The organism is Lysobacter korlensis, from assembly GCF_042434515.1.
On sequence record NZ_JBHLTG010000002.1, the window covers coordinates 61,311 to 84,077 of the forward strand.

General features: G+C 69.1%; 19 protein-coding genes and 4 tRNA genes. 12 read left to right on the top strand and 11 right to left on the bottom strand.

Annotated elements, in window-relative coordinates; all coding sequences use genetic code 11:
* Nucleotides 1-161 precede the first annotated feature (161 nt).
* Nucleotides 162-1,373 carry an epoxide hydrolase family protein gene (locus ACFFGH_RS09455; protein ID WP_386667601.1) on the bottom strand — a complete coding sequence of 404 codons (1,212 nt, stop codon included), beginning with the start codon at nt 1,371-1,373 and terminating at the stop codon, nt 162-164.
* Nucleotides 1,374-1,806: 433 nt separating this feature from the next.
* Between ACFFGH_RS09455 and ACFFGH_RS09460 the strand changes: the two genes are divergently transcribed.
* Complete coding sequence (locus tag ACFFGH_RS09460) at nt 1,807-2,802, top strand: hypothetical protein (RefSeq protein ID WP_386667603.1); 996 nt, start codon at nt 1,807-1,809, stop codon at nt 2,800-2,802.
* 83 nt (nt 2,803-2,885) lie between these two features.
* Here the strand turns inward: ACFFGH_RS09460 and ACFFGH_RS09465 are convergent, their stop codons facing one another.
* Complete coding sequence (locus tag ACFFGH_RS09465) at nt 2,886-4,556, bottom strand: alkaline phosphatase D family protein (RefSeq protein WP_386667605.1); 1,671 nt, start codon at nt 4,554-4,556, stop codon at nt 2,886-2,888.
* A gap of 141 nt (nt 4,557-4,697) precedes the next feature.
* Between ACFFGH_RS09465 and ACFFGH_RS09470 the strand changes: the two genes are divergently transcribed.
* Both ACFFGH_RS09470 and ACFFGH_RS09475 read left to right on the top strand, forming a co-directional pair.
* The gene (locus ACFFGH_RS09470; RefSeq protein ID WP_386667607.1) at nt 4,698-5,360 is read left to right on the top strand and encodes a VOC family protein; all 663 of its coding nucleotides are present in this window, start codon (nt 4,698-4,700) and stop codon (nt 5,358-5,360) included.
* A gap of 7 nt (nt 5,361-5,367) precedes the next feature.
* Complete coding sequence (locus ACFFGH_RS09475; RefSeq protein ID WP_386667608.1) at nt 5,368-5,952, top strand: GNAT family N-acetyltransferase; 585 nt, start codon at nt 5,368-5,370, stop codon at nt 5,950-5,952.
* Nucleotides 5,953-6,121: 169 nt separating this feature from the next.
* On the opposite strand, the gene ACFFGH_RS09480 is transcribed toward ACFFGH_RS09475, so the two are convergent.
* A complete protein-coding gene (locus tag ACFFGH_RS09480; RefSeq protein WP_386667610.1) occupies nt 6,122-9,517 on the bottom strand; it encodes an nSTAND1 domain-containing NTPase in 3,396 nt (1,131 codons plus the stop codon).
* Nucleotides 9,518-9,724: 207 nt separating this feature from the next.
* On the opposite strand from ACFFGH_RS09480, the gene ACFFGH_RS09485 reads away from it, so the two are divergent.
* The gene (locus tag ACFFGH_RS09485; protein ID WP_386667612.1) at nt 9,725-10,414 is read left to right on the top strand and encodes a hypothetical protein; all 690 of its coding nucleotides are present in this window, start codon (nt 9,725-9,727) and stop codon (nt 10,412-10,414) included.
* A 306-nt stretch (nt 10,415-10,720) separates the two neighbouring features.
* On the opposite strand, the gene ACFFGH_RS09490 is transcribed toward ACFFGH_RS09485, so the two are convergent.
* The 3 genes from ACFFGH_RS09490 to ACFFGH_RS09500 all read right to left on the bottom strand — a co-directional run bounded on the left by ACFFGH_RS09490 (nt 10,721) and on the right by ACFFGH_RS09500 (nt 11,023).
* A tRNA-Val gene (locus tag ACFFGH_RS09490) sits at nt 10,721-10,795 on the bottom strand.
* Nucleotides 10,796-10,838: 43 nt separating this feature from the next.
* Nucleotides 10,839-10,909: transfer RNA gene (locus ACFFGH_RS09495), tRNA-Cys, on the bottom strand.
* 42 nt (nt 10,910-10,951) lie between these two features.
* Nucleotides 10,952-11,023: transfer RNA gene (locus ACFFGH_RS09500), tRNA-Gly, on the bottom strand.
* Nucleotides 11,024-11,148: 125 nt separating this feature from the next.
* On the opposite strand from ACFFGH_RS09500, the gene ACFFGH_RS09505 reads away from it, so the two are divergent.
* A tRNA-Val gene (locus ACFFGH_RS09505) sits at nt 11,149-11,221 on the top strand.
* A 96-nt stretch (nt 11,222-11,317) separates the two neighbouring features.
* Here ACFFGH_RS09505 and ACFFGH_RS09510 read toward each other — a convergent pair.
* Complete coding sequence (locus ACFFGH_RS09510) at nt 11,318-11,893, bottom strand: transglycosylase family protein (protein ID WP_386667614.1); 576 nt, start codon at nt 11,891-11,893, stop codon at nt 11,318-11,320.
* A gap of 398 nt (nt 11,894-12,291) precedes the next feature.
* Between ACFFGH_RS09510 and ACFFGH_RS09515 the strand changes: the two genes are divergently transcribed.
* The gene (locus ACFFGH_RS09515; protein ID WP_386667616.1) at nt 12,292-12,567 is read left to right on the top strand and encodes a zinc ribbon domain-containing protein; all 276 of its coding nucleotides are present in this window, start codon (nt 12,292-12,294) and stop codon (nt 12,565-12,567) included.
* A 4-nt stretch (nt 12,568-12,571) separates the two neighbouring features.
* Here the strand turns inward: ACFFGH_RS09515 and ACFFGH_RS09520 are convergent, their stop codons facing one another.
* Together ACFFGH_RS09520 and ACFFGH_RS09525 are read right to left on the bottom strand one after the other, a co-directional pair.
* Nucleotides 12,572-13,630 (bottom strand): ammonium transporter family protein, encoded by a 1,059-nt coding sequence (locus ACFFGH_RS09520; protein ID WP_386667617.1) that lies wholly within the window; start codon nt 13,628-13,630, stop codon nt 12,572-12,574.
* Between the two features lie 86 nt (nt 13,631-13,716).
* Nucleotides 13,717-15,072 (bottom strand): ammonium transporter, encoded by a 1,356-nt coding sequence (locus tag ACFFGH_RS09525; protein ID WP_386667619.1) that lies wholly within the window; start codon nt 15,070-15,072, stop codon nt 13,717-13,719.
* Nucleotides 15,073-15,273: 201 nt separating this feature from the next.
* Here ACFFGH_RS09525 and nhaA point away from each other — a divergent pair, with 201 nt between their 5' ends.
* Nucleotides 15,274-16,443 (top strand): Na+/H+ antiporter NhaA, encoded by a 1,170-nt coding sequence (nhaA, locus tag ACFFGH_RS09530; protein ID WP_386667621.1) that lies wholly within the window; start codon nt 15,274-15,276, stop codon nt 16,441-16,443.
* On the opposite strand, the gene zapE is transcribed toward nhaA, so the two are convergent.
* Complete coding sequence (gene zapE / locus ACFFGH_RS09535; RefSeq protein WP_386667623.1) at nt 16,412-17,422, bottom strand: cell division protein ZapE; 1,011 nt, start codon at nt 17,420-17,422, stop codon at nt 16,412-16,414. The two genes, nhaA and zapE, sit on opposite strands and share 32 nt — an antisense overlap.
* Before the next feature lie 144 nt (nt 17,423-17,566).
* Here zapE and ACFFGH_RS09540 point away from each other — a divergent pair, with 144 nt between their 5' ends.
* Genes ACFFGH_RS09540 through ACFFGH_RS09550 form a run of 3 tightly spaced genes read left to right on the top strand, consistent with a single transcriptional unit; the run spans nt 17,567 to nt 19,646 of the window.
* On the top strand, nt 17,567-18,466 hold the full coding sequence (locus tag ACFFGH_RS09540; RefSeq protein ID WP_386667625.1) for a sulfurtransferase: 900 nt from the start codon (nt 17,567-17,569) through the stop codon (nt 18,464-18,466).
* 8 nt (nt 18,467-18,474) lie between these two features.
* The gene (locus ACFFGH_RS09545) at nt 18,475-18,909 is read left to right on the top strand and encodes a SufE family protein (RefSeq protein ID WP_386667627.1); all 435 of its coding nucleotides are present in this window, start codon (nt 18,475-18,477) and stop codon (nt 18,907-18,909) included.
* Nucleotides 18,906-19,646 carry a dihydrofolate reductase family protein gene (locus ACFFGH_RS09550; protein ID WP_386667629.1) on the top strand — a complete coding sequence of 247 codons (741 nt, stop codon included), beginning with the start codon at nt 18,906-18,908 and terminating at the stop codon, nt 19,644-19,646. Before ACFFGH_RS09545 ends, ACFFGH_RS09550 begins: the two co-directional genes overlap by 4 nt.
* On the opposite strand, the gene ACFFGH_RS09555 is transcribed toward ACFFGH_RS09550, so the two are convergent.
* Nucleotides 19,591-20,850 carry an alpha/beta hydrolase gene (locus ACFFGH_RS09555; RefSeq protein WP_386667631.1) on the bottom strand — a complete coding sequence of 420 codons (1,260 nt, stop codon included), beginning with the start codon at nt 20,848-20,850 and terminating at the stop codon, nt 19,591-19,593. The genes ACFFGH_RS09550 and ACFFGH_RS09555 overlap by 56 nt on opposite strands.
* Nucleotides 20,851-20,932: 82 nt before the next feature.
* Between ACFFGH_RS09555 and ACFFGH_RS09560 the strand changes: the two genes are divergently transcribed.
* Together ACFFGH_RS09560 and ACFFGH_RS09565 are read left to right on the top strand one after the other, a co-directional pair.
* Complete coding sequence (locus tag ACFFGH_RS09560; RefSeq protein ID WP_386667633.1) at nt 20,933-21,529, top strand: DUF3000 domain-containing protein; 597 nt, start codon at nt 20,933-20,935, stop codon at nt 21,527-21,529.
* The gene (locus ACFFGH_RS09565; RefSeq protein WP_386667635.1) at nt 21,522-22,763 is read left to right on the top strand and encodes a ribonuclease D; all 1,242 of its coding nucleotides are present in this window, start codon (nt 21,522-21,524) and stop codon (nt 22,761-22,763) included. The genes ACFFGH_RS09560 and ACFFGH_RS09565 overlap by 8 nt, the downstream gene beginning before the upstream one ends.
* Nucleotides 22,764-22,767 lie beyond the last annotated feature (4 nt).

The window sequence follows — 22,767 nt, forward strand, 5'->3', positions numbered from 1 at the left end:
CGCACCCCCTTGCCCCGCGAGCCGCTTCTCCCCCGTCCACGTGCCACTATCCTCCGAGCGCAGGGGTGAGCGAAGGGTGTTTCGTGGATGAGACGCGGGCGGAATGCCCCGCCCTTGGGAGATCTCCATCGCCCGGGCTGTCGCCATCAGCGCCGAACGCGTCAGCGCAGCGAGCGGAACGCCGCTCGCAGCTCCTCCGCGAGCAGCTGCGGCTGCTCCCAGGCGGCGAAGTGGCCGCCACGATCGACCCGGTTGAAGTGGATGAGATCGGGGTATGCCCGCTCCGCCCAGCTTCGCGGCGCCTCGTACTGCTCGCCGGGGAAGACCGTCACAGCGACCGGGATGGAGACACCCTTCGCGTTGAAGAATCCGCCCTTGTACTCCCAGTAGAGCCGCGACGCGGAGACACCCGTGTTCGTCAGCCAGTAGAGCGTGATGTTGTCGAGGATCTCGTCGCGCGTGAGCTCCCCCGTCGGGCTCGAGGTGCGGTCCAGCGCCTCGACGACAGCGGCGGCCGGCTGGTCGTCGGCGTCATTGTGGTCGAGCAGCCAGGCGGCGAGGCCGACCGGCGAGTCCGCGATGCCGTACAGGGTCTGTGGGCGAGCCGCCATGTACTTCGCGTACTCCACCTGCCCGAACGTCCGCACCAGCTGCTCATAGGCGCGTCGCTCGTCCGCGGAGAGGCCGTCCGGGGCCGGGCCTCCCGCGAGGAGGGCCGCGTCGACGTCGGCGGGCACCGTGGCGGGCATGTTGGTGTGGATCGCGCGCAGCCCCTCTGGAGCCTGCAGCCCCATCTGGTCGACGACGAACGCCCCCCAGTCGCCGCCCTGTGCCACGAAGTCCGTGTACCCGAGCCGCCGCATGAGCTGCGTCCAGGCTTGCCCCATCCGCTCAGGGCCCCACCCCGTGCTCGTCGGCTTCGCGGAGAACCCGTAGCCGGGCATCGACGGGACGACCACATGGAATGCGTCGGCGGGGGTACCGCCGTGCGCCGACGGGTCCACGAGCCGCTCAACCAGCTTCAGCTGCTCGATGATCGAGCCGGGCCAGCCGTGGTTGATCACGAGCGGGAGCGCATCCGCGTGCGGGGAGCGCACGTGGAGGAAGTGGATGTCGAGCCCGTCGATCTCGGTCATGAACTGCGGCAGGGCGTTCAGCTTCGCTTCGCACGGGCGCCAGTCGTAGTTGGTGCTCCAGTGCTCCGCCAGCTTCTGCATCATCGCGAGGGGAACGCCCTGGGAGTGGTCCGGGACGGTCTCCTTCTCCGGCCAGTTGGTGGCGGCGATCCGCCGTCGCAGATCCTCCAGCGCGGAATCCGGGATGTCGATGTGAAAGGGCCGCAGGTCCATTGCGGTCTCGAGCGTGGTGGTCATGGTGTTCCGTCCTTGTGGCTTCCGGCGTTCTGCGCGCGCGGACGCGCGATGAAGAGACGTCTTCGTTGGTATCCGGAGAGCGCAGCGCCACCGACGGGCGCCGCAACACTTCTGCGGCCCCGTTCGCGGTGCTGGCCAGGCTCCGGTGGGTGGCGCCCAGTTCGGAAGTGCACCACCTGACTCGACGACGATATGCCGGAGCCTCCGCCGCAGTGCAGGGTCTTAAGGCCCAGCCGGCCGATGGCCGAACCAGACCCGCCAGAGGCCGAGGCCGGGGTCCTCCCGGACCTGCTTTTGACGATTCGCCGTCGTTCTGGGACGGCAGGCGAAGATCCGGTGAAGCGTTGGTGAACCCGGCCGGTTCGGCGCGACGCCTCGGTCATGCTGGCAGCGGAACGACGTTCCGCACTCAGATGACTATCAAGGAGCACATGTGAACCGCACTGTTCAGACGCGGTGGGCAGCGACGGCAGCCGCCATCGCCTGCATCGCCCCCGCCGCCCTGATCGCCACCCCAGCCGCCGCTGCGGAGACCGGCACACTGACCGTCACGGTCTTCGAGGACCGCTACGCCGACGCCCGCTTCGACCCCAGCCTCACCACCACGGCCGGACAGTCAGACACGCTCCGCTCGAGCGGTTCGGTGTTCGTGCAGGACTCGGCGGGCAACTGGTTCGGCACCGACGCGGAGAGCACCGGGGAGTACGTCTTCGATGGCATCGCCCTCGGCGAGGCGAAGGTCTACACCGCCGACCCCAACTCCTACGAGAGCGTCGCCTTCTTCCTGACGGACGGTGAGCAGGCGACCACCATGCCGCACACCGCCTTCTCCTTCGCCGGAGGGACCTACCTCTACGCCGGCGGCGACGGGCGCCTGACCAACTGGTCGGCCAGCCGGGACCACGTCGGCGAGGGCACCGTCACGGTCGGTGCTGAGTCCACCGCGCGGATCGGCATGACCGCGGTGACGGCGTCCGTGAAGGTGCTGGCCCCAGGAACCGGGACGCCGGACGCGAGCCTGGCGGACGTCGGCTTCGTCGCCAACGGCGAGCAGATCGAATCGAAGCTCGTATGGGACGGCGTCACCTACTACCCGACGCGCGCGAGCCTCGTCCCGAACGGTCTCGGCATCACGGTGACTCCCGCCGACGGCTTCGTGGTGGACTCGGTGGTCGCCCACAACTCGGTCAGCTGGCCGGCTCAGGAGCTGACGGTGCTCGAGCGGGATGGGACGTACTACGTCGACACCACCGAACTGCCGCTCTACTTCGACCGTGCAGAGTTCAGCGTGCAGCTGCGTGAGGCCGTGGTGCTCACCGGCAAGGATGAGTGCAAGGAGGGCGGCTGGGCGACCAGCGACGCCCCGGTCTTCGCGAATCAGGGCCAGTGCGTGAGCTTCTTCGCCTCCGCCACGCGCGGGAACAGCTGAGCAGCGGCCAACGGGTCAAGCGGGTCGCCGGGCAGCCGGCGGCCCGCTTTCGCTGAGCGGCAGTGCATTGCCCCCGTCGCCGCTCAGAGCGGCAGTTCGGAGTCGCTCTTCACCGACACCGTGATGGACGCCACCTCTTCGAGACGGGGGTGGAGCTCGTCTCCGTCCTCGACCACACCGGTGTGCCATGTCATGGTGAGCCCATCCGCTCCGTCCTGGAGCAGCGCGAGGTTGTTGTCGAACCATGGGCCCTTCACCGTCTTCCAGCGGAAGGGCGGGTCCGGGACCTTCGCAGAGTGCGCGGCCGCCGCACCCAACGGCGTCGCTGCGCCATACGACATCACCACGGAGAACCAGCGCATGAAGCGAGGCAGCGGGTTTCGCATCGGGGAGCAGACCGCCTGCACGACGCGGCTGCCGTCGCGGCGCTCCACTTCAGCCAGGTAGGAGAAATGCACGTCACCGGAGAGGAACGTGACTGTCTGCGGCGCGGGGCCGCGCTCGCCGTCTGCCAGCTCCGTCACCATCCGGGCAACAGTGCGGAAGCTGTTCTGGAATGCCGCCCAGTGTTCCAGGTCAAGAGCCTGCCGCAGCCGTTCTCCGACCCACGCCGCAGGTCGCCCCCAGGCGCCCTGCGCGATCGCCTCATCCCATGCCTCGAGGTGGTGCAGACCCACCGGCAGGAGGAATGGGAGCGAGGTGGCGATCAGGACATGGCGGAATCCCCCATGCAACAGACCGTCGAACCACGCGAGCTCCTGGTCGTTCAGCAGTCCACGAGCCGACGGCGTGAGATCTCTCGCGACGCGTGAGTCCAGGATGATCAAGCGGGTTCCGCCGAAGTCTCGGCAGGAGCTCCAGCGGTAGCTGTTCGTGCCCATGTCGCAACCGTCGGCGAACTCGTCCAGCTCGGCACTGAAGTCGGGGGACGCGGCCTCGTCGCGCGCGGTGATCCGCTGCCACAGTTCGTCAGCGGCGCGTTCCTGGGGCGACAGGTTGCCGAGGTGCTGGTACACCCAGTACGACGCCAGGCCTGCGACGATGCGCTCCCGCCACCAGGAGGTGGCCTCCATCTTCTTCTTCCAGTCGAGGGAGGCGTTCCAGTCGTCGCGGATGTCGTGGTCATCGAAGATCATGGCGGTCGGCACGCACGAGAGCAGCCACCGATTCGCTTCGTCGGACCATGCCAGCTGGTAGAGGTGGGCGTACTCGTCGAAGTCTTTAAGCTCGGTGCCCGGTTCCTCGTGGATGTCGCGCCGGCTGCGGATGAACTCCCGCATCTCCTCCGTCGTCGAGTCGGCGTACACCTGGTCGCCGAGGAAGAGCAGAAGGTCGGGCCGGAGCTCGTTGCCGTCGGCCACCGCGAGTGCGAAGGCGCGCAACGAGTCCACGCCGTGGGTGCGGTTGCCGGAGCGGTCATGGGGAACACTGGTGCGGCACGATCCGTAGGCGATCCGCGGCCGCCGCCCCGGCGTCCGCGTGGCGATCACGGACGCCGGGTACGCGGAGTCCGGGTCGGGCCAGACGGAAACCCCGTCGATCTCGACCGAATACGGCGACACGCTCCCGGGCTCGAGCCGGTCGACTTCGACGAGTGCGTAGTGGTGCCCGTGGACGGCGAAGCTGCGCGCCTGCCACGATCGCCCGTCGGCGTGGACGGTGACCAGGCAGTCGGCCCGCGTCTCCACCCAGATGCTGGCCGACGTCTCATCGACGAACCGCAGCATCGGGCCCAACAGCAGCGGGTTCGCCATGAACCCGTTCTAGCGCCTGCACGCCGCAGCCGCCAGAGGTGCCCAGTGACCGCACTGGATGACGTGGGGTACACCCGGCGATGTCTTGTCGAGAGCCGAAGCCGGTTGGCACACTTGGGAGACCGACGCGAGGAGTCTGCCGTGGCCGATGAGGACCTCTCGACTGGATACACCCCCTCGACCTTCCACGAGCAACCGGGAGTCCCGGATTGGCGGGTGACGTCGTGGGGTCCGCAAGCGGTGTACACCGCATCGTCGCTGCAGGACGCGTCACGGCTTCTTGCCGGGATCCTTGAGGCGGCCACCGCGCACTCGATCGACCCCGACGTCGATCTGCGGAGCGAAGCCGTCGTCGTGCGGATCCCCTATCGCGGTGCGAGCAGGATTCCGGGCGGCGCCGCGGAATTCGCACGGCGCGTATCTGAGGCTGCGGCCGGACTCGGGCTCGTGGCCGCGCCTGAGCTCATCCAGACCGTCGACATCATGGTCGCGCAGTCCGGCGTCGACACCCGGCCGTTCTGGACGGCGGCGCTCGGCTACGACGTGCTGGGCGACACGGATGCGGTCGACCCGCTCCGGCGTGGTCCATCGCTCTCGTTCATGGAGTTGAATCGGAGCGGACGGGGCCGCACGCACATCGACGTCTCGGTTCCCGCCGATCGCGCCATGGAGCGCGTCGACGCCGCGCTTTCGGCCGGCGGGCGACTGGTCGACGACACTCGTGCGCCCATGTGGTGGACGATCGCCTCACCTGACAACCACGGCATCGACATCGCCGCGTGGACCGACACGTGGAGCGGGTGAGGGTTCGGTGGCCACTTCCCACGTGATCAAGCCGCTCACTCCCGATACCTTCCCGGCCTGGCTTGCGCTGGCGCAGAAACACAATGGGGTCTGGGGTGGGTGCTACTGCTCGTATTTCCACGACGACACGGAGCACACCGTCAAAAGCGAGTACGACGGGCCGACGTTCAAGCAGCGACTGGTGGCGGAGGGCGTGGCACACGCGGCGCTCGTCTTCGAGGGCGACGACGCGATCGCGTGGTGCCAGTACGGCAGCCCGGTCGAACTGCCGCGCATCTACCACCGAAAGGAGTACGACGCGGGCGAGACCAAGCCTGCACCGTGGCGCATCACCTGCTTCTTCGTCGACCGCGACCACCGACGGTCGGGCGTGGCGCGGGAAGCGCTCGATGGAGCGCTCGAGCTGATCGCGCAGGCCGGCGGCGGCGAGGTGGTGTCATTCCCCAACGAGCTCGCCCCAGGCAAGAGGACGTCGTCCTCCTTCCTCCACAACGGCACACGGGCCATGTTCGAGAAGGCGGGATTCACGTTCGAGCGTCACATCGGCAAGAGCAAGACGGTGATGCGGAAGACGGTTCCTCCCGCCCGCTGACCGAGGGGTCGCAGGGGTCTGTCGCGAGGGGCTTCATGGTGGGCGATACTGAGATCGAACCGGTGCTGGAATCCGCCAGCGTCCAGCCCTGGACACGTTTACGGTGAGAGGCATGAAACGCGGCACTGAGCCCGCGAGCCTCAGGGGCGTCCTGAAGCTGCAGCCGTGGTCACCCCCGGCATGCCGGGGCGTACGGTCGAGCACCGAGGAGCTCCCCCCACTCCTGCTCGGTCAGCGCTCGTCCCGCGACCCGACACGCGCGTTCCTCCCACACCGCCGGTTCAGCGATGATCACCCGCGTCACCCCGTCGGACAGTTCTTGCGCGACGGTGCGCTCATCGAGTTCGACGGACGCAGTTTGCCGAGCGAAGGTGTCGGTGCGGAAACCCGCCGGCCAGTCGCCGAGGTCCCACGTGATGATCGCCCCATCCGCGCCGGCGGTCACCAGTTCGCCGTTCGGCCGGAACTCGACCGCGATCACCGTTCCGTCATGGTGGCGGAGCGTCTCGACGATGCTGCCGGAGCTGGTGCTCGCGACCACGATGCCGTTGCCGGCGGCGATGGCCAGCTGACGGCCGTCGGGGCCGAAGTCGGCGACCGAGGGCAAGAACGAGAGCCGGACGGTGGTGGGTGCTTCGACCCCGGAGGGATCGACGATGCGCACCGCGAGCAAGCCATCTCGGACCGCGATTCGACGGCCATCCGGACTGACCGCCAGAATTCCGTTTCCGGGGATCCTGAGCAGCTCCTTACCTGATGCCGTGTCGATCACGACGGTCGGGCCGAACCCGCTGACGTAGAGTCGCGAGCCGTCCGGCGAGAACTTCACCGCACCGGATTCCCCGCCGGACTGCAATCGGGCGTCCGGATCGAACCCCCTGACATCCAGATCCAGCAGCATCGGACGGGACGGGTCGCCCGCACCGACTCGCCAGAGGGCGACGTTCCCGGACGAGCCGATTCCTGCTGTCTGGGCGAGCGCTGCGAGCAGCGAACCGTCCGCCGAGTACTCCAGGTCCGCCGCGGGCCTCTCCATCCCCTCGTAGCTCGTCACGCCCGAGCGTCCGGCGTGCGCGAGATCGAGCGTTCCCATCCGCCGGAAGTCGCAGCTGACCGTGGTGCAGGGGCCTGATGTCTCGCTGAAGGCCACTGCCCCAGTGACAGGGTCGACCGCCGACGTCACCACCATCCCGTCGAAGGGAGAGTACTCGCCGAGCTGCGATCGGTTGTCGAGATCGAATAGGCGGACATCGTGATCGCTGTCGACGACGGATGCTCGAGCCCCGTCTTCCGCGAGCGACATGCTCACGGGGGTGACTCCGTCTTCTTGGATGCGGGTGATGCTTGTCAGCCGGGGTGCGCGCGAGAAGACGCGCACGAGGTTCAGACGTGTATCGGAATCGTCCCAGAGCTCGATGGCCTCCACGGCGAGCAGCAGCGCGCGATCGAACTCCGCTTCCTCGAGCGCGAGCGCGGCCACGCGCCGTGCCTCTGCGACCGTGGCGCGTTCGCCTGCGAGGTTCGCCTGGAACCCTGCGACGAGGCCCACCGTGACCGTGGCGATCGCGAGACCGGCGGCGCCGACCGACACCCAGGACAGACGGCGCACCATACGGCGCTCCTTGCGCAGCTGCCTCTGAGCGGCCGCGAGCCCTGCAGTCTCATTCGCTGAGGACGCATCGAGGAAGTCTCGCTCAAGGGCCGTGAGTGCTGGACCGACCGCATCCCGCCAGTGCTGGGCCGTCGTGAGTCGACCGCCGCGGTAGAGCTCGCTCTCGGGTCGTGCCATCGCATCCCAGGCGACCGCTGCGGATCCGAGGTGTCGCATGATCCGCTGGCCCTCGACGTCATCAGCGAGCCATTCCTTGAGCCGTGGCCACTCCCGTGCGAGCGCTTCGTGCGAGACCTGCACCGATTCCTCATCGGTCGTCAATAGCCGCGCATCGACGAGCCGACCGACGATCTGCGCATGGGCGTCGTCGATCGCGATCCCCGTCCGCGCCACCCGACGAGCTATCACCGCGCCGTCCGCGGAGACCTCGACCAGACGAAGGAGGATGTCGCGCAGCAGCCGCTCCCCGTCAGGCGAGAGCGTCGCGTAGACGTCTTCCGCTGTCTTCGCGACGGCACCGTCGATCTCACCGGATGCCTGGTACCCGTCGACGGTCAGAACGCGGCCCTCACGGCGTGACCACACCTGGCGCAGGGCATGAGAGAGCAGCGGAAGGGTTCGCCCGTCTGCGTCGCGGATCAGGATTTCGACGAGGCCGGGCTCGAGGATGAGCCCGGCCTCCTCTGCAGGCTTTTCGATCACGGTCCGCAGTCCGTCGGGGCTGAGCGCAGTGAGCATCAGCATGTGGGACTGGATGATCTGGGCGAATCCTTGGTGCTCGGCGAGGTCTCCGAGCCGGTCGGCGCGGATCGCGACGACGAGCATGCCGCGGTACACCATGTGCGAGAGGGCGTCGAAGAACTCCCGGATCTCGGCTGGGTCGCCCGCCGCGAACGCCTGCTCGCACTGATCGACGATGAGGAGCGTCTCTCCGGCCGGAAGACCGGTGTCGGGCAGGGCGTCGATCGGATGCTCAGCGGGCGTCACGATGGCGACCTGGAATCCGCGGCCAAGGAATTCGGCACCGATCCCGGCCCTGACGAAAGAGGACTTGCCGACGCCCGATGAGCCGGCGACGAGCAGCACGCCGTGCTCCTCGAGCGCCCGCCTTGCGCCGGCCAGTTCCTGCTCGCGACCGAAGTACCGCTCGGCGTCCGCCACGCTCGCGGGCGGCAGGCCGAAGTACGGACACTCCGAACTCGCGGCCCGGAACATCTGGTCGGACAGCAGCGATGGTTCCTGCCGGAGGATCGCGTGCTCCAGCTCGACGAGCTCCGTGCACGGGTCCAGTCCAAGGTCGGCCGCCAGCAGCCCCCGCGCCCTGCGGACGGTGGCGAGCGCATCAGCTTGCCGACCCTGACGGTACTGCGCCACGCCAAGGATCACCCAGCGCCGCTCGCGCAGCGGTGCCTCGGCGACTCGTGCGCGGGCCAACGCGGCGACCTCGTGAGCCTCGCCCGCCTGCAGCCGGGCGTCGAGGAGCAGCTCCTCGGCGCCGAGACGCATCTCCTCCAGGCGACCGGACGCGATCTGAGCGGGCTCCCAGTCGAGGAGCTCGACGAAGGCCTCTCCCCGCCACAGCACGAGCGCCTCCGAGAACGTGTGCGCGGCACGTTCCGGCTCACCGAGTTCCAGCTGCTCGGTGCCCCGCGTGACGAGGAGCTCGAATTGCACTGCGTCGACCTCGACGTGGTCCGTCGTGAGGCGATACCCCAGCGGGGTGGTTTCGATCCGCGCCGGCGCGATCAGCCGGCGCAGCCGCATGATGCACCCCCGAATTACATCCGACCACGAGGCAGGCGGATCGTCGCCCCACAGCGCCGCCGCCAGGGATTCGGCCGACAGGGATGCACCCAGGCGGACCGTGAGCGCACCCATCACCGCACGATCGCGCGACGCAAGCGGAACCCGGCCGCCGTCGAGTGTCAGCGCTCCAAGAACGCGCACCTCCACCAGAACACTGTGCGCCCGACGCCGATGTCCGTCAAGACGGCTGATACCGCGCCGATACAGACGCAATGGGCGCCGTTACCCTGCTGATACAGGCGTGTCCTTCACTGATCGATCAGCCCCCGCGCTGCAGGGATCGAAACGGAAGGACCTGATATGTGGACATCAATCCGGCGCTCCCGCGCCGCTCACGCGCGACGCTCGCGGCAGGTGAGTGTTGCCGTCGCTCTTCTGGCGGGCGTGGGCCTCGCTGCGTGCACCGCGGCCGAAGCGCCGTCTCCCGGATCAACCGCGGAGGCTGACACGGTCGCTCCGTTCCCGCAGAGCGGCGACATCGAGGCCGGCACCTACCTCGTGACCGGCTACCCGGTGCCCTTCGAGATCACCGTCCCAGACGGCTGGGAGACCTTCGACGGCGCGAGCCTGGGCAAGGACGACCCGGATCTCCCGAATTCCTGGAATGTCGCCCTGTTCTTCTACCCCGTCACCTATGTCCCTACGGACGCCTGCGCCTGGAAGGGCTCCATTGTCAAGATCGAACCGACGGCTGAGGCCTTCGTCGATGCGATGGCGGCGCAGGAGTCAACGGTGAGCACCCCCGCCGTCGAGGTCATGGTGGGCGATTACTCCGGCTTCGAGTTCGACCACGCCGCCGAGAGCGACGTTGACGTCACCGACTGTGACCTTCGCCAGTTGTGCATATACGCGGGGTCCGCGGAGGGCTGCGACGGAAAGTCGTACGAAACCTTGGTCGAGCGCGAGACCTACACGGTGGTCGACCTGAATGGCGAGCGCGCCGTGATCGCGCTGGTTCAGCCCGACGAATCGATCAATCCGACGCTGCTCGAAGAGGCACGCGCCGTCTTCGACTCGATCGAGTTCCTCAGACCCGAAGAATGACGCTCGGCCGCGTCCCCTCAGCGGTGAGAACGACGGCGGCTCTACGACTGGCTCCGCCGACAACGCCGGAACGAGTCCCGGCGGCGATCACGCGAGTCGGCCGGCTGGCTTGCGCCGGACAACCGGGAGCTCTTGCTGTTGGACGAGTCCTACCTCATCGGGCGCAGGGTGCTCTCCCAGCAGACGCGCTCGCAGCCGAAACGGCCCGTTGAGACTCGATGTCCGGCTATCCAGTGGCTGCGGACTCCGGCGGGATATCGGCGAAACTGTCTGGAGCATGGAACCCGGCGCTGAACGGGGATTTCGTGGTGGGCGATACTGGGATCGAACCAGTGACCTCTTCCGTGTCAGGGAAGCGCGCTACCGCTGCGCCAATCGCCCGGGGCTCTGTTCCGCAAACTTCTGCGGAGGAGGAGCTTCCGAGAGGTGGAGACGGGATTCGAACCCGCGTATACGGCTTTGCAGGCCGCTGCCTCGCCTCTCGGCCACTCCACCGTGCGCGAGCCGACGCCGGTACACCGACGACGCCCCACTCCGAGCGGATGACGAGATTCGAACTCGCGACCCTCACCTTGGCAAGGTGATGCGCTACCACTGCGCCACATCCGCAACTGCTCACGTTTCCGTGTGCGGGGTCGACTCTATCCGATTGTTCCGGCGAGGCCAAACCGTGTGACGCACGCTCGACGCACCACGAGGAGGTCGGCCGAAACCTATGGCAAGATGGTCGTCGCGGGCGATTGGCGCAGTTGGTAGCGCGCTTCCTTCACACGGAAGAGGTCATCAGTTCGAGTCTGGTATCGCCCACCGAAAGCCGCCGTTTCGCTGCGTCTGGGAAGACGCGGATCGGGACGCACGGGTGCGTCCCGATCCGCGTCACCGTCTCGGAGTCCGAAGGACCGGTCAGCCCGGGATGCGCAGCTTCTGCCCCGGGAAGATGAGGTTCGGGTTGCGCACGGTGGCGGAGTTCGCGGCCGCGAGCTTCTTCCATCCGCCGCGCACGCCGAGCTTCGCGGCGATCTTCGACATCGTGTCACCGGAGCGCACCGTGTAGGTTGCGCTGGGGCGCTGGGCTGATGCCTTGGGGGCGGCCTTCGGGGCCTTCTTGGCTGAGGGCGAGGCGATCGAGCCGCTCTTGCCCGAGAGCCCGAGCCTGGCGGAGCAGGTCGGCCACGCGTTCCAGCCCTGGACCTTGAGCACCCGCTCGGCGACGGCGATCTGCTGCGCCTTGCTGGCCTTCGCGGGGTTGCCCTTGCCGCCGAATGCCTTCCAGGTGGCGGGAAGGAACTGCAGGCCGCCGTAGTAGCCGTTGCCGGTGTCGATGTGCCAGTTCCCGCTGCTCTCGCATTGGGCGATCGCGTCCCACGTGGCGGCGGAGGCGGCATTGGCCGGCACCGCGGTGAGGCCGACTCCCGCCACAGTGAGGCCCGCGACGGCGAGGCCGCAGACGGCAGCACGTGTCTTCTTGAGGATGTTCATGAGGTGCTCCAGCGGGCTTCTCACGCTCGTCCCGTCCCCGGGTCTCTCGGCGCCGCTGCCCACCCTGGCAATTTTGAGATTGGATGGCGGTGACGCATGTGGACAGCTGAAGAAGCGTGGCAGCACCGGTCCTACGCCCAGTCCGGTCAGGGTTCCGATGTGCTCTTGGCGTCGATGCCGAGCTGGCTCACGCAGGGTAGGTCGGCACGCCACCGCTCTCCAAGTCGGTGTGAACCCCCGGCGTGTCACGTGTGGATGTGCTTGATGGATGCGACGGCGACCCAGAACTGTGCTCGCGGGCCTCTTCCTTCGCGTCCGCTGGGCGCCACCTCGGAGAATGTTCCGCGCTTTCCGATCACCGGCCGTACTCACAGCGTTGGCCGCCTAGCTTGGACCGTGTGATCCTCCTGTTCGGAACCCGCGCCACCGAGTCGCTGCTCGTGATGGTGTCGTTCGTCTGCAATTTCTGCGGGCAGCACGCGCAACAGGAGGTCTACGAGCGGGTCAACCGGTTCACGCTGTTCTTCATCCCGCTGTTCCGGGTGTCGACCCGCTACTTCGTCACCTGCACCAACTGCGGCGGCACCACGGGGCTCACGCGTCAGCAGGTCGACAACTCCGTCCAGTGGGCGCGGTCGAACCCCTCGGTCCAGCAGCGGCAGCCAGGGTTCTGACCGGTCAGGAGCCGTTCCGCGCGGCGACCGTGCCGCGGTGGCGTGCCAGCGGCCTTCGGCTGCGCAGCGGCACCGCGACGAGCGCTCCGACGATCGCCGCCCAGCCGGTGACGAGCAGCAGCGCCGCCACCTGGGTGAGGAAGACGTCCGCCTTGCCGGTGTAGACGAGCCCGCGCTCGGCCGCGAACAGTCCGAGGAAGACGATCCCGGTCGCCCCGGCGGCCGGGAGGATGGCGACGAGGTGACGGAGTGAGCCGCGCCAGGCTGAACCTGCCGAGCCGCCGAAGGCGATCAGCGCGGTCACCGGTCCCACGACCGCGCCGAGCGCCGCCGACCAGAGCAGGTCGACATAGGGCGCCGCCGCCAGGACCGCGATGAGCCCGGAGATCGCGCCGGATCCGGCCGCGGACACCGTGTTCGTGGCGAGCCGGATCCGCTCGACGACCGCCCAGCCCACCGCGGACACCACCGGTGTCACCACGCCCGCCAGGAGGATTCCGACGGTCGCCTCGCTCAGCGTCAGCTCGGAGCCGGCGAGCCAGGCGAGCACGCTCGTCCAGACCAGCACGGTCGCGACCAGCGGATGGCGCGAGAACGGTCGTGGTGGCGTCGACCGGCGGATGCGAACCAGCCGCAGCGCCAGGATGACGCCGAACGCCGGCACCGCGATGACCAGGGCGCCGGCGTAGTCGAGCACTCCGACCGTCTCGAGAATCCAGACCGACCCGTTCCCGAACAGCAGCACCGCGGGCGGCACCAGCGCGAACCCGGTCCAGGCCGCCGCCGCAGCCGCGGTGTGGAGGAGGGGCCGTCCGAGCGCCGCGAACACCGCGGCAGCCGGGAGCGACGCGGCGGTGCCGGCGACGGTGAACAGGATCGCCGCCGCGACGGACCGCACCTCACCGGTGGTGAGTGCCGCGCCGAGCAGCGCCACCCACACCAGCCCGGACGCGACGAGCCCCGCGACCGTCCGGCGGTTGCCGAGCGGATACGCGAACAGGCAGGCGATCATGCACGACAGCACGACGCCGGAGGCGAACCACACCGGCCACTCCCCTGCCACCGTGCTCCTCCCGAGGGTCGTCGTCCGGATACCCTGAACGGGGCGCCACTCTATCGAGTGACGCCCCGTTCGAACGGATGCCGCGGCTACCGGGCCGGAATCGCGTCCGGGGTGTCGAGCACGTAGCCGGACTCGCCGTGCACGATGGTGTCGATGCCGGCGAGCTCGTCCTCGTTCTTCACGCGGAAGCCCATCGTCTTCTCGACGATCAGGCCGATGACGTACGCCAGCACGAAGGAGTAGATCATCACGGTGATCGCCGCGATGGCCTGCACCAGCAGCTGCGTGAGCGAGCCGCTGTAGATCAGGCCTGAGCCGTTGGCGAAGAAGCCGAGGTACAGCGTTCCGATGAGACCGCCGACGAGGTGGATGCCCACCACATCGAGGGAGTCGTCGAACCCGAGCCGGTACTTCAGGTCGACTGCGAGGGCGCAGACGGCGCCGGCGATGATGCCGAGCACGATGGCCCAGAAGGGGTGCAGCGACGCACAGGCCGGGGTGATCGCGACGAGACCGGCGACGGCCCCGGAGGCCGCGCCGACCGAGGTGGCCTTGCCGTCCTTGATCTTCTCGACCACGAGCCACGCGAGCAGCGCGGCGGCCGGAGCGGCGATCGTGTTGACGAAGGCCAGGGCGGCGACGTTGTCGGCGGCGAGCTCAGAGCCGGCGTTGAAGCCGAACCAGCCGAACCACAGCAGCCCCGCGCCGAGCAGCACGAACGGCGGGTTGTGCGGAACGTGGGCGCCCTTGGCGAAGCCGACACGCTTTCCCAGCACCAGTGCGAGGGCGAGCGCCGCTGCCCCGGCGTTGATGTGCACCGCGGTGCCACCGGCGAAGTCGATCGCGCCGACACCGAAGACCTGCTGCATCCCGAAGGTGATCCAGCCGCCGTCGGAGAAGGAGCCGTCCTCAGCGAGGGTGAAGTTGAAGACCCAGCTTGCGACCGGGAAGTACACGACGGTCGCCCAGATGCCGGCGAACACCAGCCAGGCGCCGAACTTCGCGCGGTCCGCGATCGCCCCTGAGATGAGCGCCACTGTGATAATGGCGAACGTCGCCTGGAAGGCGGCGAAGGCCAGCGGCGGGAACGCGGAGCCTTCGGGTGCCTCGAGCAGCCCGGTCAGACCAAGGTTGGCGGTGTCGATGCCGAGCAGCCCGTCGATTCCGACGAAGCCGTCGGTGCCGGCGTTCGCGAACGTGATCGCGTAGCCGTAGAGCACCCACAGGACACCGATGAGACCGATCGCGCCGAAGCTCAGCATCATCATGCTGATCACGCTCTTGGCCTTGACGAGTCCTCCGTAGAAGAACGCCAGTCCTGGGGTCATGAGCAGGACGAGAGCCGCGGCGATGAGAATGAAGGCTGTGTTGCCCTGATCCATTTCATACCTCTCTGAAAAACGTCGAGCGCCGAGTTCGATCGCTCGGCACTTCGCCATCATGGAGGCCGGACGTTTCGGGGGCGGGTGCGGGGATGTTTCGCGACCGTTACACGACGCACGGTTGTGTAAACACTGTGTTTCGCGTGCCCCCGTTCGGGAATGCGGCGGGCCGGAGAGCGTTCGGATGCGGCCGGTAGAGTGGACGCCGGTGTGCCGGGAAGTCTGGTCGGCGGCCCATTCTGCGACCCCTGGAGCACCACCATGGCCTTTCTGCGCTCAGAACGCGTTGCCGCATTCCTGCTGCTCGGAGCAGCCGCCGTCGCGCTGCTCATCGCGAACGGGCCCGCGGGACCCGCAGCACGAGACTTCGCCGACGCGCATCTGGGTGTGCCCGGATCGCCGTTCGACCTGTCGATAGCGCACTGGGTGACCGACGGCCTCTTGGCCATCTTCTTCTTCCTCGCCGCGATCGAGCTCAAGCACGAACTGACCCACGGTGAGCTGAACACCCCGCAGAAGGCGCTCGTGCCTACCGTGGCCGCGATCGGCGGCGTCGTCGTGCCGGCCGGCATCTTCCTGCTGATGGTCCGCGATCCCGCCCTCCAGGACGGCTGGCCGATCCCCACGGCGACCGACATCGCGTTCGCCCTCGGCGTCCTGGCTCTCGTGGGCAAGTCGCTGCCCGGTCGGGTGCGCGCACTGCTGCTCGCGCTGGCGGTGATCGACGACCTGATCGCGATCCTCATCATCGCCGCCTTTTTCACGAGCGACCTGCAGCCCCTGCCGCTGATCCTTGCGGCACCCGTCGTCGTCGCCTTCGGCCTGCTCAGCAAGCGGCTGCGCGGCGGACGGGGCATGCTTCTCGCCGTGCTGCTTCCGCTCGGTGTGCTGGCATGGGTGCTCGTGTTCCTGTCTGGGGTCCACGCGACGATCGCCGGCGTTGCGCTGGGCCTCGTGATGGCGGGCAGCCGCGCCACCCCGACCAGGCACGCCTTGGAACCCTGGTCCAACGGCCTGATCCTGCCGGTGTTCGCGTTCTTCGCCGCGCTCGTGGTCTTCCCGGCCGTGTCGGTCGGGCAGCTGTCGCCGGTGTTCTGGGCGATCGTCGTCTCGCTCCCCGTCGGCAAGCTGCTCGGCATAACCGGAGGGATGGTGCTCGCCGGCCGGCTTGCCGCCCGGGCGTCGCGCCAGCCGGTCCCGTTCGGCGATGCGCTGGTCATCGCCGGGCTCGGGGGCATCGGCTTCACCGTGTCGCTGCTGATGAACGAGCTGGCCTACGCCGGCAACGATGAGGTCGCCGTGGAGGGCACGCTCGCCGTGATGCTCGGCTCGCTGATCGCCGCGGTGCTGGGCATCGCCCTGACTCTGGTGCAGGCGCGCCGCTACGCGCGCAGGGCGTTCACTCCGTCGCGCCCGACGTCAGCGAGATGAGCCGGGACATCGCGCGAAGGTACTTCTTGCGGTAACCGCCGGCCAGCATGTCCTCGGCGAACACCTCGTCGAGCGGAAGGCCGCTCGCGACGACCGGGATCTGAGCGTCGTAGAGGCGGTCGACGAACGCGACGAAGCGGAGGGCGTCCGCCTGATCGGTGAGCTGCTCCACGCGGCGCAGGCCGACCAGCGGCACGCCGGTCAGCATCTTGAGGTACCGGGACGGATGCACCTCGCCCAGGTGACGGAGAAGTGCCCCGAAGTCGTCGAGGGTCGCCCCAGGGCTGCCGGCGACCGCCGCCTCGACCTCCTGGTCGGACGACGTTCCGGCGTGCCCCTCGAAGTGCCGCCGGCGGTAGTCGAGCCCGTCGATCCGCACGGTGCGGAATCGCTCGGAGAGGGCATGGATCTCCCGCAGGAAGTCAGAGGCGGCGAACCGCCCCTCTCCGAGGGCGTTCGGCGGCGTGTTCGAGGTCGCGGCGATGCGGGACCCGGATTCCACCAGCTCGCCGAGCAGCCTCGTCATCATCATCGTGTCACCCGGATCGTCGAGCTCGAACTCGTCGATCGCGATGAGGCTCGCGCCGGTCAGCAGGTCCGCGGCGCCGCGGTAGCCGAGCGCGCCGACGAGCGCGGTGTACTCGATGAAGGTGCCGAAATACTTGCGGCCGTCGGCACGGTGCCAGAGCGCCGCCAGCAGGTGCGTCTTGCCGACGCCGAAGCCGCCGTCGAGGTACAGGCCCGGCTTGTCCGGCTTGGGCTTGCGGCGGAACAGCCCGCCGCGGGGCGGCTCGGCCGCCTCCCGCACCGCCGCGACGGCCTCTGCCTGCGATGGGTACTCGGGGTCAGGGCGGTACGACTCGAGGGTCGCGTCGGCGAACTGCCGCGGCGGCACGAGCTCAGCGGCGATCTCCTCCCCCGTGATCGACGGGGCGCGATCGACGAGACGGAGGGCGGTGGGCGCGTGCTCTTGCGTCACAAAAAGCCTCGGAAGAAGTCAGGGTCGTACGATGGGAAGGTTCGACTGGATCCGGCTTGGGCAGAGATGTTCGCCGCCGGAGAGTACGGACTCGAGCCTAAGCGGTTTCCCGCACCCCGCCCCGATCCGCCGCCTGGAGGTAGCGTGACCATCGAGCACGACGCATCACCGAAGTTCGCAGAGTACGCCCACCCCGAGCGTCTGGTCAGCGGGGAATGGCTGGAAGCGAACCTCGGGCGGCCGGGTCTCGTGGTGGTCGAGTCGGATGAGGACGTGCTGCTCTACGAGACCGGGCACATCCCCGGTGCGGTGAAGATCGACTGGCACACCGATCTCAACGACCCCGTGCAGCGGGACTTCATCGACGGTGCGAAGTTCGCCGAGCTCGCGTCCTCGAAGGGCATCTCCCCCGACAGCACCGTCGTGATCTACGGCGACAAGAGCAACTGGTGGGCGGCCTACGCCCTCTGGGTGTTCACCCTCTTCGGACACCAGGACGTGCGGCTGCTCGACGGCGGCCGCGACAAGTGGCTCGCCGACGGACGGCCCATCACCACCGACGCCGCGACGCCGGAGCCCGCCGAGTATCCGGTGGTCGAGCGTCGCGACGACGAGGTCCGTGCCTTCAAGGACGATGTGCTCGCCCACTTCGGCAACCCGCTCATCGACGTCCGGTCGCCGGAGGAGTTCAGTGGCGAGCGGACGACCGCGCCCGCCTACCCGGAGGAGAGCGCCCTTCGCGCCGGCCACATCCCCACGGCGAAGAACGTGCCGTGGGGCAGGGCCGCCGCCGAGGACGGAACGTTCAAGCCGGTCTCAGAGCTGAGCGCCATCTACGACGATGGGCTGGGCCTGAAGGCGGACGACGACATCATCGCCTACTGCCGGATCGGTGAGCGGTCGAGCCACACCTGGTTCGTGCTCAAGCACCTGCTCGGACACGACCGGGTGCGCAACTACGACGGATCGTGGACCGAGTGGGGCAGCACGGTGCGCGTGCCGATCGCGCTCGGCACCGAGCCGGGTGACGCTCCGTCCCGGTGAGCCGACCGATGACCGAACCGGTTCCAGAGACCCTCGCCGAGATCCGCGAGGAGTTCCTCGCGCTCGGGCAGCAGCAGCGGCTGCAGCTGCTGCTGGAGTTCTCCAATGAGCTGCCGGAGCTGCCCGAGCGGTACGCCGACGCGCCGGAGCTGCTGGAGCGCGTCGAGGAGTGTCAGGCACCGGTGTTCATCTTCGTGGAGGTGGACGGCGGAACGGTGCGGATGCACGCCACCGCACCGCCCGAGGCGCCGACGACCCGCGGGTTCGCGTCGATCCTGGCCCAGGGGCTGACCGGCCTCGGCGTCGAAGAGGCCCTCGCCGTACCCGACGACTACCCGCTCACCCTCGGCCTCACCCAGGCGATCAGCCCGCTGCGGATCCGCGGGATGAGCGCCCTGCTCGGCCGGGCGAAACGGCAGATCCGGCAGAAGGCCGCCGCGTGAGAGTGCTTCGCGTCTTCCCTGCAACGGGTCCGAACGGACCGGCCGAAGTCGTCGACCTGGACGACGACGGCTCCCGTGAGCGCCTGCTCGACTGGTACCGCCCCGGGTCAGCGGACTGGGTGCGCCTGAACCTCATCAGCACGGTCAGCGGCAGCGCCGCCGGGCCCGACCGCACCTCCGAGAGCATCACCACATCCGCTGACCGGCGCATCCTCGGGGTCATCCGCCAGCTGGCGGACGTGGTGCTCGTCGGCGCCGGAACGGTCAGGGTCGAGGGGTACCAGCTGCCCAAGCGCTCGGCCCTCGCCATCGTCACGGCGTCCGGGGACCTCGGCGGTCATCAGCTCCCGGCCGACACCCGTGCCGATCAGCTCTTCGTGGTCTGCCCCTCCTCGGCTGTCGGCCGTGCCCGCGAGTCGCTCGGCGACGCCGCTGCCACCTTCGTGGAGCTGCCGGCGGACGACGACGGACTCGATGCCCGCGAGATCGTCGATCGCCTCCGCGACCGCGGGCTCCGTTCCATCGTCTCGGAGGGCGGTCCGAAGCTCGCAGCGCAGCTCATCGCCGCGAACCTCCTCGATGAGATGTGCCTCTCCCAGGCGCCCTACCTCGGCGGGGCCGACATCCCGGCGTTCGAGCCGGGCGGCAACGTGCTCAGGAAGCTTCGTCTGACGCAGCTGCTCATCGATGACGAGTCGGTGACGTACTCCCGCTGGCAGGTAGTGAACGAGCGCTGACTTCGGGAGATCGAACGCTCAGCGAGCCGAGCCAGTCCCGGATCACGGCATTCCAGCGGTCGGGGTCGTGATTCCACAGCTTGGTGTGCCTCGCCTGTCGGAACTCCTCGAAGCGCACGAGATCCGGCCGCGCCGCGGCCAGCCGGCGGGAGGCGTCGACCGGCACGAACCCGTCGTCCGCGCTGTGCAGCAGCAGGATCGGGAGCGTCAGGATCGAGGCGCGGCGCACGAGGTCCAGCCGCGCAAGGTCGATCGGGCGGTGCTGGCCGGTGAGCCGTCGGGCGAAGGGACTCGCGATGAGTGCCAGCACCCCGTCTTGGACGACCCGAGGCAGCCGCATCGTCGCCGCCTGAAAGGCCAGCGCCGTCCGCCACTCGACCACCGGCGACTCGAGCACCACCCCGCGCACGGCGTGCGCCAGCTTCGAGCGGGTGATCGTCTGCAGCACGATCGCGCCGCCCATCGACCAGCCCATGAGCACGATGTCCCGCGCCCCGGAGTCCAGCGCGAACCGGATCGCGGCCTCCACGTCGAGCCACTCCGCGTCCCCGAGCGCGTATCGGCCGTCCTCGCTCGGCGGGGCGTCGCCGTCGTTGCGGTAGGAGATCAGCAGGCTGGTGTATCCGTGCTCGCGGAAGACCGGCACCGCCCGGAGGCCCTCGGAGCGCTGCACCGCCCGGCCGTGCACTTGGATCACCCAGCGCCCGGTGTCCTCGGCCGCCGGGATCTGCCATGCGGGGGCGTTTCCCACCGTGGTCGGGATCTCCACGTGGGAGTACGGGAAGCCCAACTCCCGCGGGCCGAGGTAGAACCAGCCCCCGAGCCGCCCCCGGCGCGCCCGGGACAGCTCCCCGAAGTCCACCCCGAGCACGCGGCGGGTCACGGTGTCGTCGGTGTGGGACAGCACCTCGCCGAGCCGAGCGTGACCGCGTCCGCCATCGAACCAGAGGCTGTACTCCCCCGCGAGCGTCGCGTCCGGAGTCCGCTGCAGCACCACCGCGCTGCCATCGAAGGCGAGCACCCGGGTGTCCTCCACCCGGCGTCGCGGTGGCGTGATCAGGGTGCGCGCGACCAGCACCGTTGTGAGGGCGAGCGTTCCCGCCGCGACCGCGGCGAGTCCCGCGACGCCGATCCCGACCACGGCCGCAGCCCCGAGCACACCCCCGGCACGGGGGCCCGCCGGATCAGTCGGGGCGCCTGCCATGCACGGTCCTTCCCGTCGGTGTGGGCCCGGATGCGACGGCGAGCCGCTCCCGGAGCATGGAAAATGAGCCTAATCTTCACTCGTGAGCGATACACGCGCCGAGTCCCCGGCTCCCGCGATCTTCGAGCAGGCCGTGGCGTCGATCCGCGCCGCGTTGACGAGGCCTGAGCTCGTGGTCACGGAGATCCCAGCGCCGGGCAAACTCGCGCCCCACGCCTTCGCCCTCGCCGCGGACCTCGCCTCCCCCCGCCACGCCGCGGACTCGGAGCTCGGCACCGGCCGCTTCGTGCTCCTGTACGACCCGTCGATGCCGGACGCCTGGGGCGGCGTCTTCCGCGTGGTCTGTTTCGCGCAGGCGCCCCTCGAGACGGACATCGGACTCGACCCGTTCGTGGCGGACGTCGCCTGGTCCTGGCTCGTCGACGCACTCGACGACCGCGGTGCCCGCTACATCGCCGCCTCCGGCACCGCCACCAAGATCATCTCCACCGGCTACGGGGAGCTCGCGGCGCAGGGCGACGGCGCACAGCTCGAGATCCGGGCGTCGTGGACGCCGCTGGAAGGCGACATCCGCGCACATGTGGAAGGGTGGGGTGAGCTGTTGTGCATGCTGGCCGGTCTTCCGCCGGTCGCAGAAGGAGTGAGTCTGTTGTCAGTCCGCCGGACGGGACGTGAGTAGTCCCGACGTCGCCGTCCCCGGCGCGCCCGCGGTGCCCCACGGCCCGGTGACCGTGCTGGACACCCGCGAGGCATACCTCGATGCGGTCCGCAGGATCGCCGAAGGCACCGGTCCCGTCGCCGTCGACGCCGAACGCGCCTCCGGATTCCGGTACTCGCAGCGGGCCTATCTCATACAGGTCTACCGCCGGGACGCGGGCACCTTCCTCTTCGATCCCCCGCCCATCGGATCGTTCGACGAGCTCGACGATGTGCTCCGGAATGAGGAATGGGTGCTTCACGCCGCGAGCCAGGATCTCGCGTGCCTGCGTGAGGTCGGGCTCGACCCCGCGCGGATCTTCGACACCGAGCTCGCCGCACGGCTGCTCGGGCTCGCGAAGGTCGGGCTCGGCAGCGTCGTGCAGGAGCTGCTCGGAATCCACCTCGCGAAGGAGCACTCTGCGGCGGATTGGTCCACCCGCCCGCTCCCTCAGGCGTGGCTCGTCTACGCGGCGCTCGACGTCGAGCTGCTCGTCGACCTGCGGGATGTCATGACGCAGCTGCTCACCGAGCAGGGCAAGACGGCGATCGCCGCGCAGGAGTTCGACGCGGTCCTGAACCGCGAGGTGAAGGCGGTGCGGGCGGAGCCGTGGCGCCGGCTCAGCGGGGTGCACGCGGTGCGCGGCGGCCGGAATCTCGCCGTGGCGCGCGCGCTCTGGGAGGCGCGCGACGAGTACGCGCGCGAGGTCGACACCTCGCCGGGCCGGCTCATCCCCGACTCCTCGCTCGTCGCCGTGGCGCGGAACCTCCCCGCGACGAAGAAGGACCTGGCCGGGATGCGGGAGTTCACCGGTCGCGCCAGCCGCAGCCAGATCGACCGCTGGTGGAACGCCATCGAGGCCGGCCTGGCGAGCGAGGACCTGCCGAACCTCCGCGGCACCGGCGAGTCCATCCCTCCGCCGCGCTCGTGGCCGGAGCGGAACCCCGAGGCGGACAAGCGGCTGAAGACCGCGCGGCCCGCGATCGCGGAGGTCGCCGAGGACCTCAACCTGCCGGTCGAGAATCTGCTCACCCCCGAGTTCCTGCGCCGCGTCGCCTGGCAGCCGCCGGAGCCGCTCACGGCGGACGGCATCGCCTCCTTCCTCGAGGACCTCGGCGCCCGAGCCTGGCAGATTGACGCAACCGCACAGGTGATCGCCGATGCGTTTGTAGAAGCGGCCCAAACGCCGGAAGCGGCTCACGAAGCCGGTTCGTAGGAAG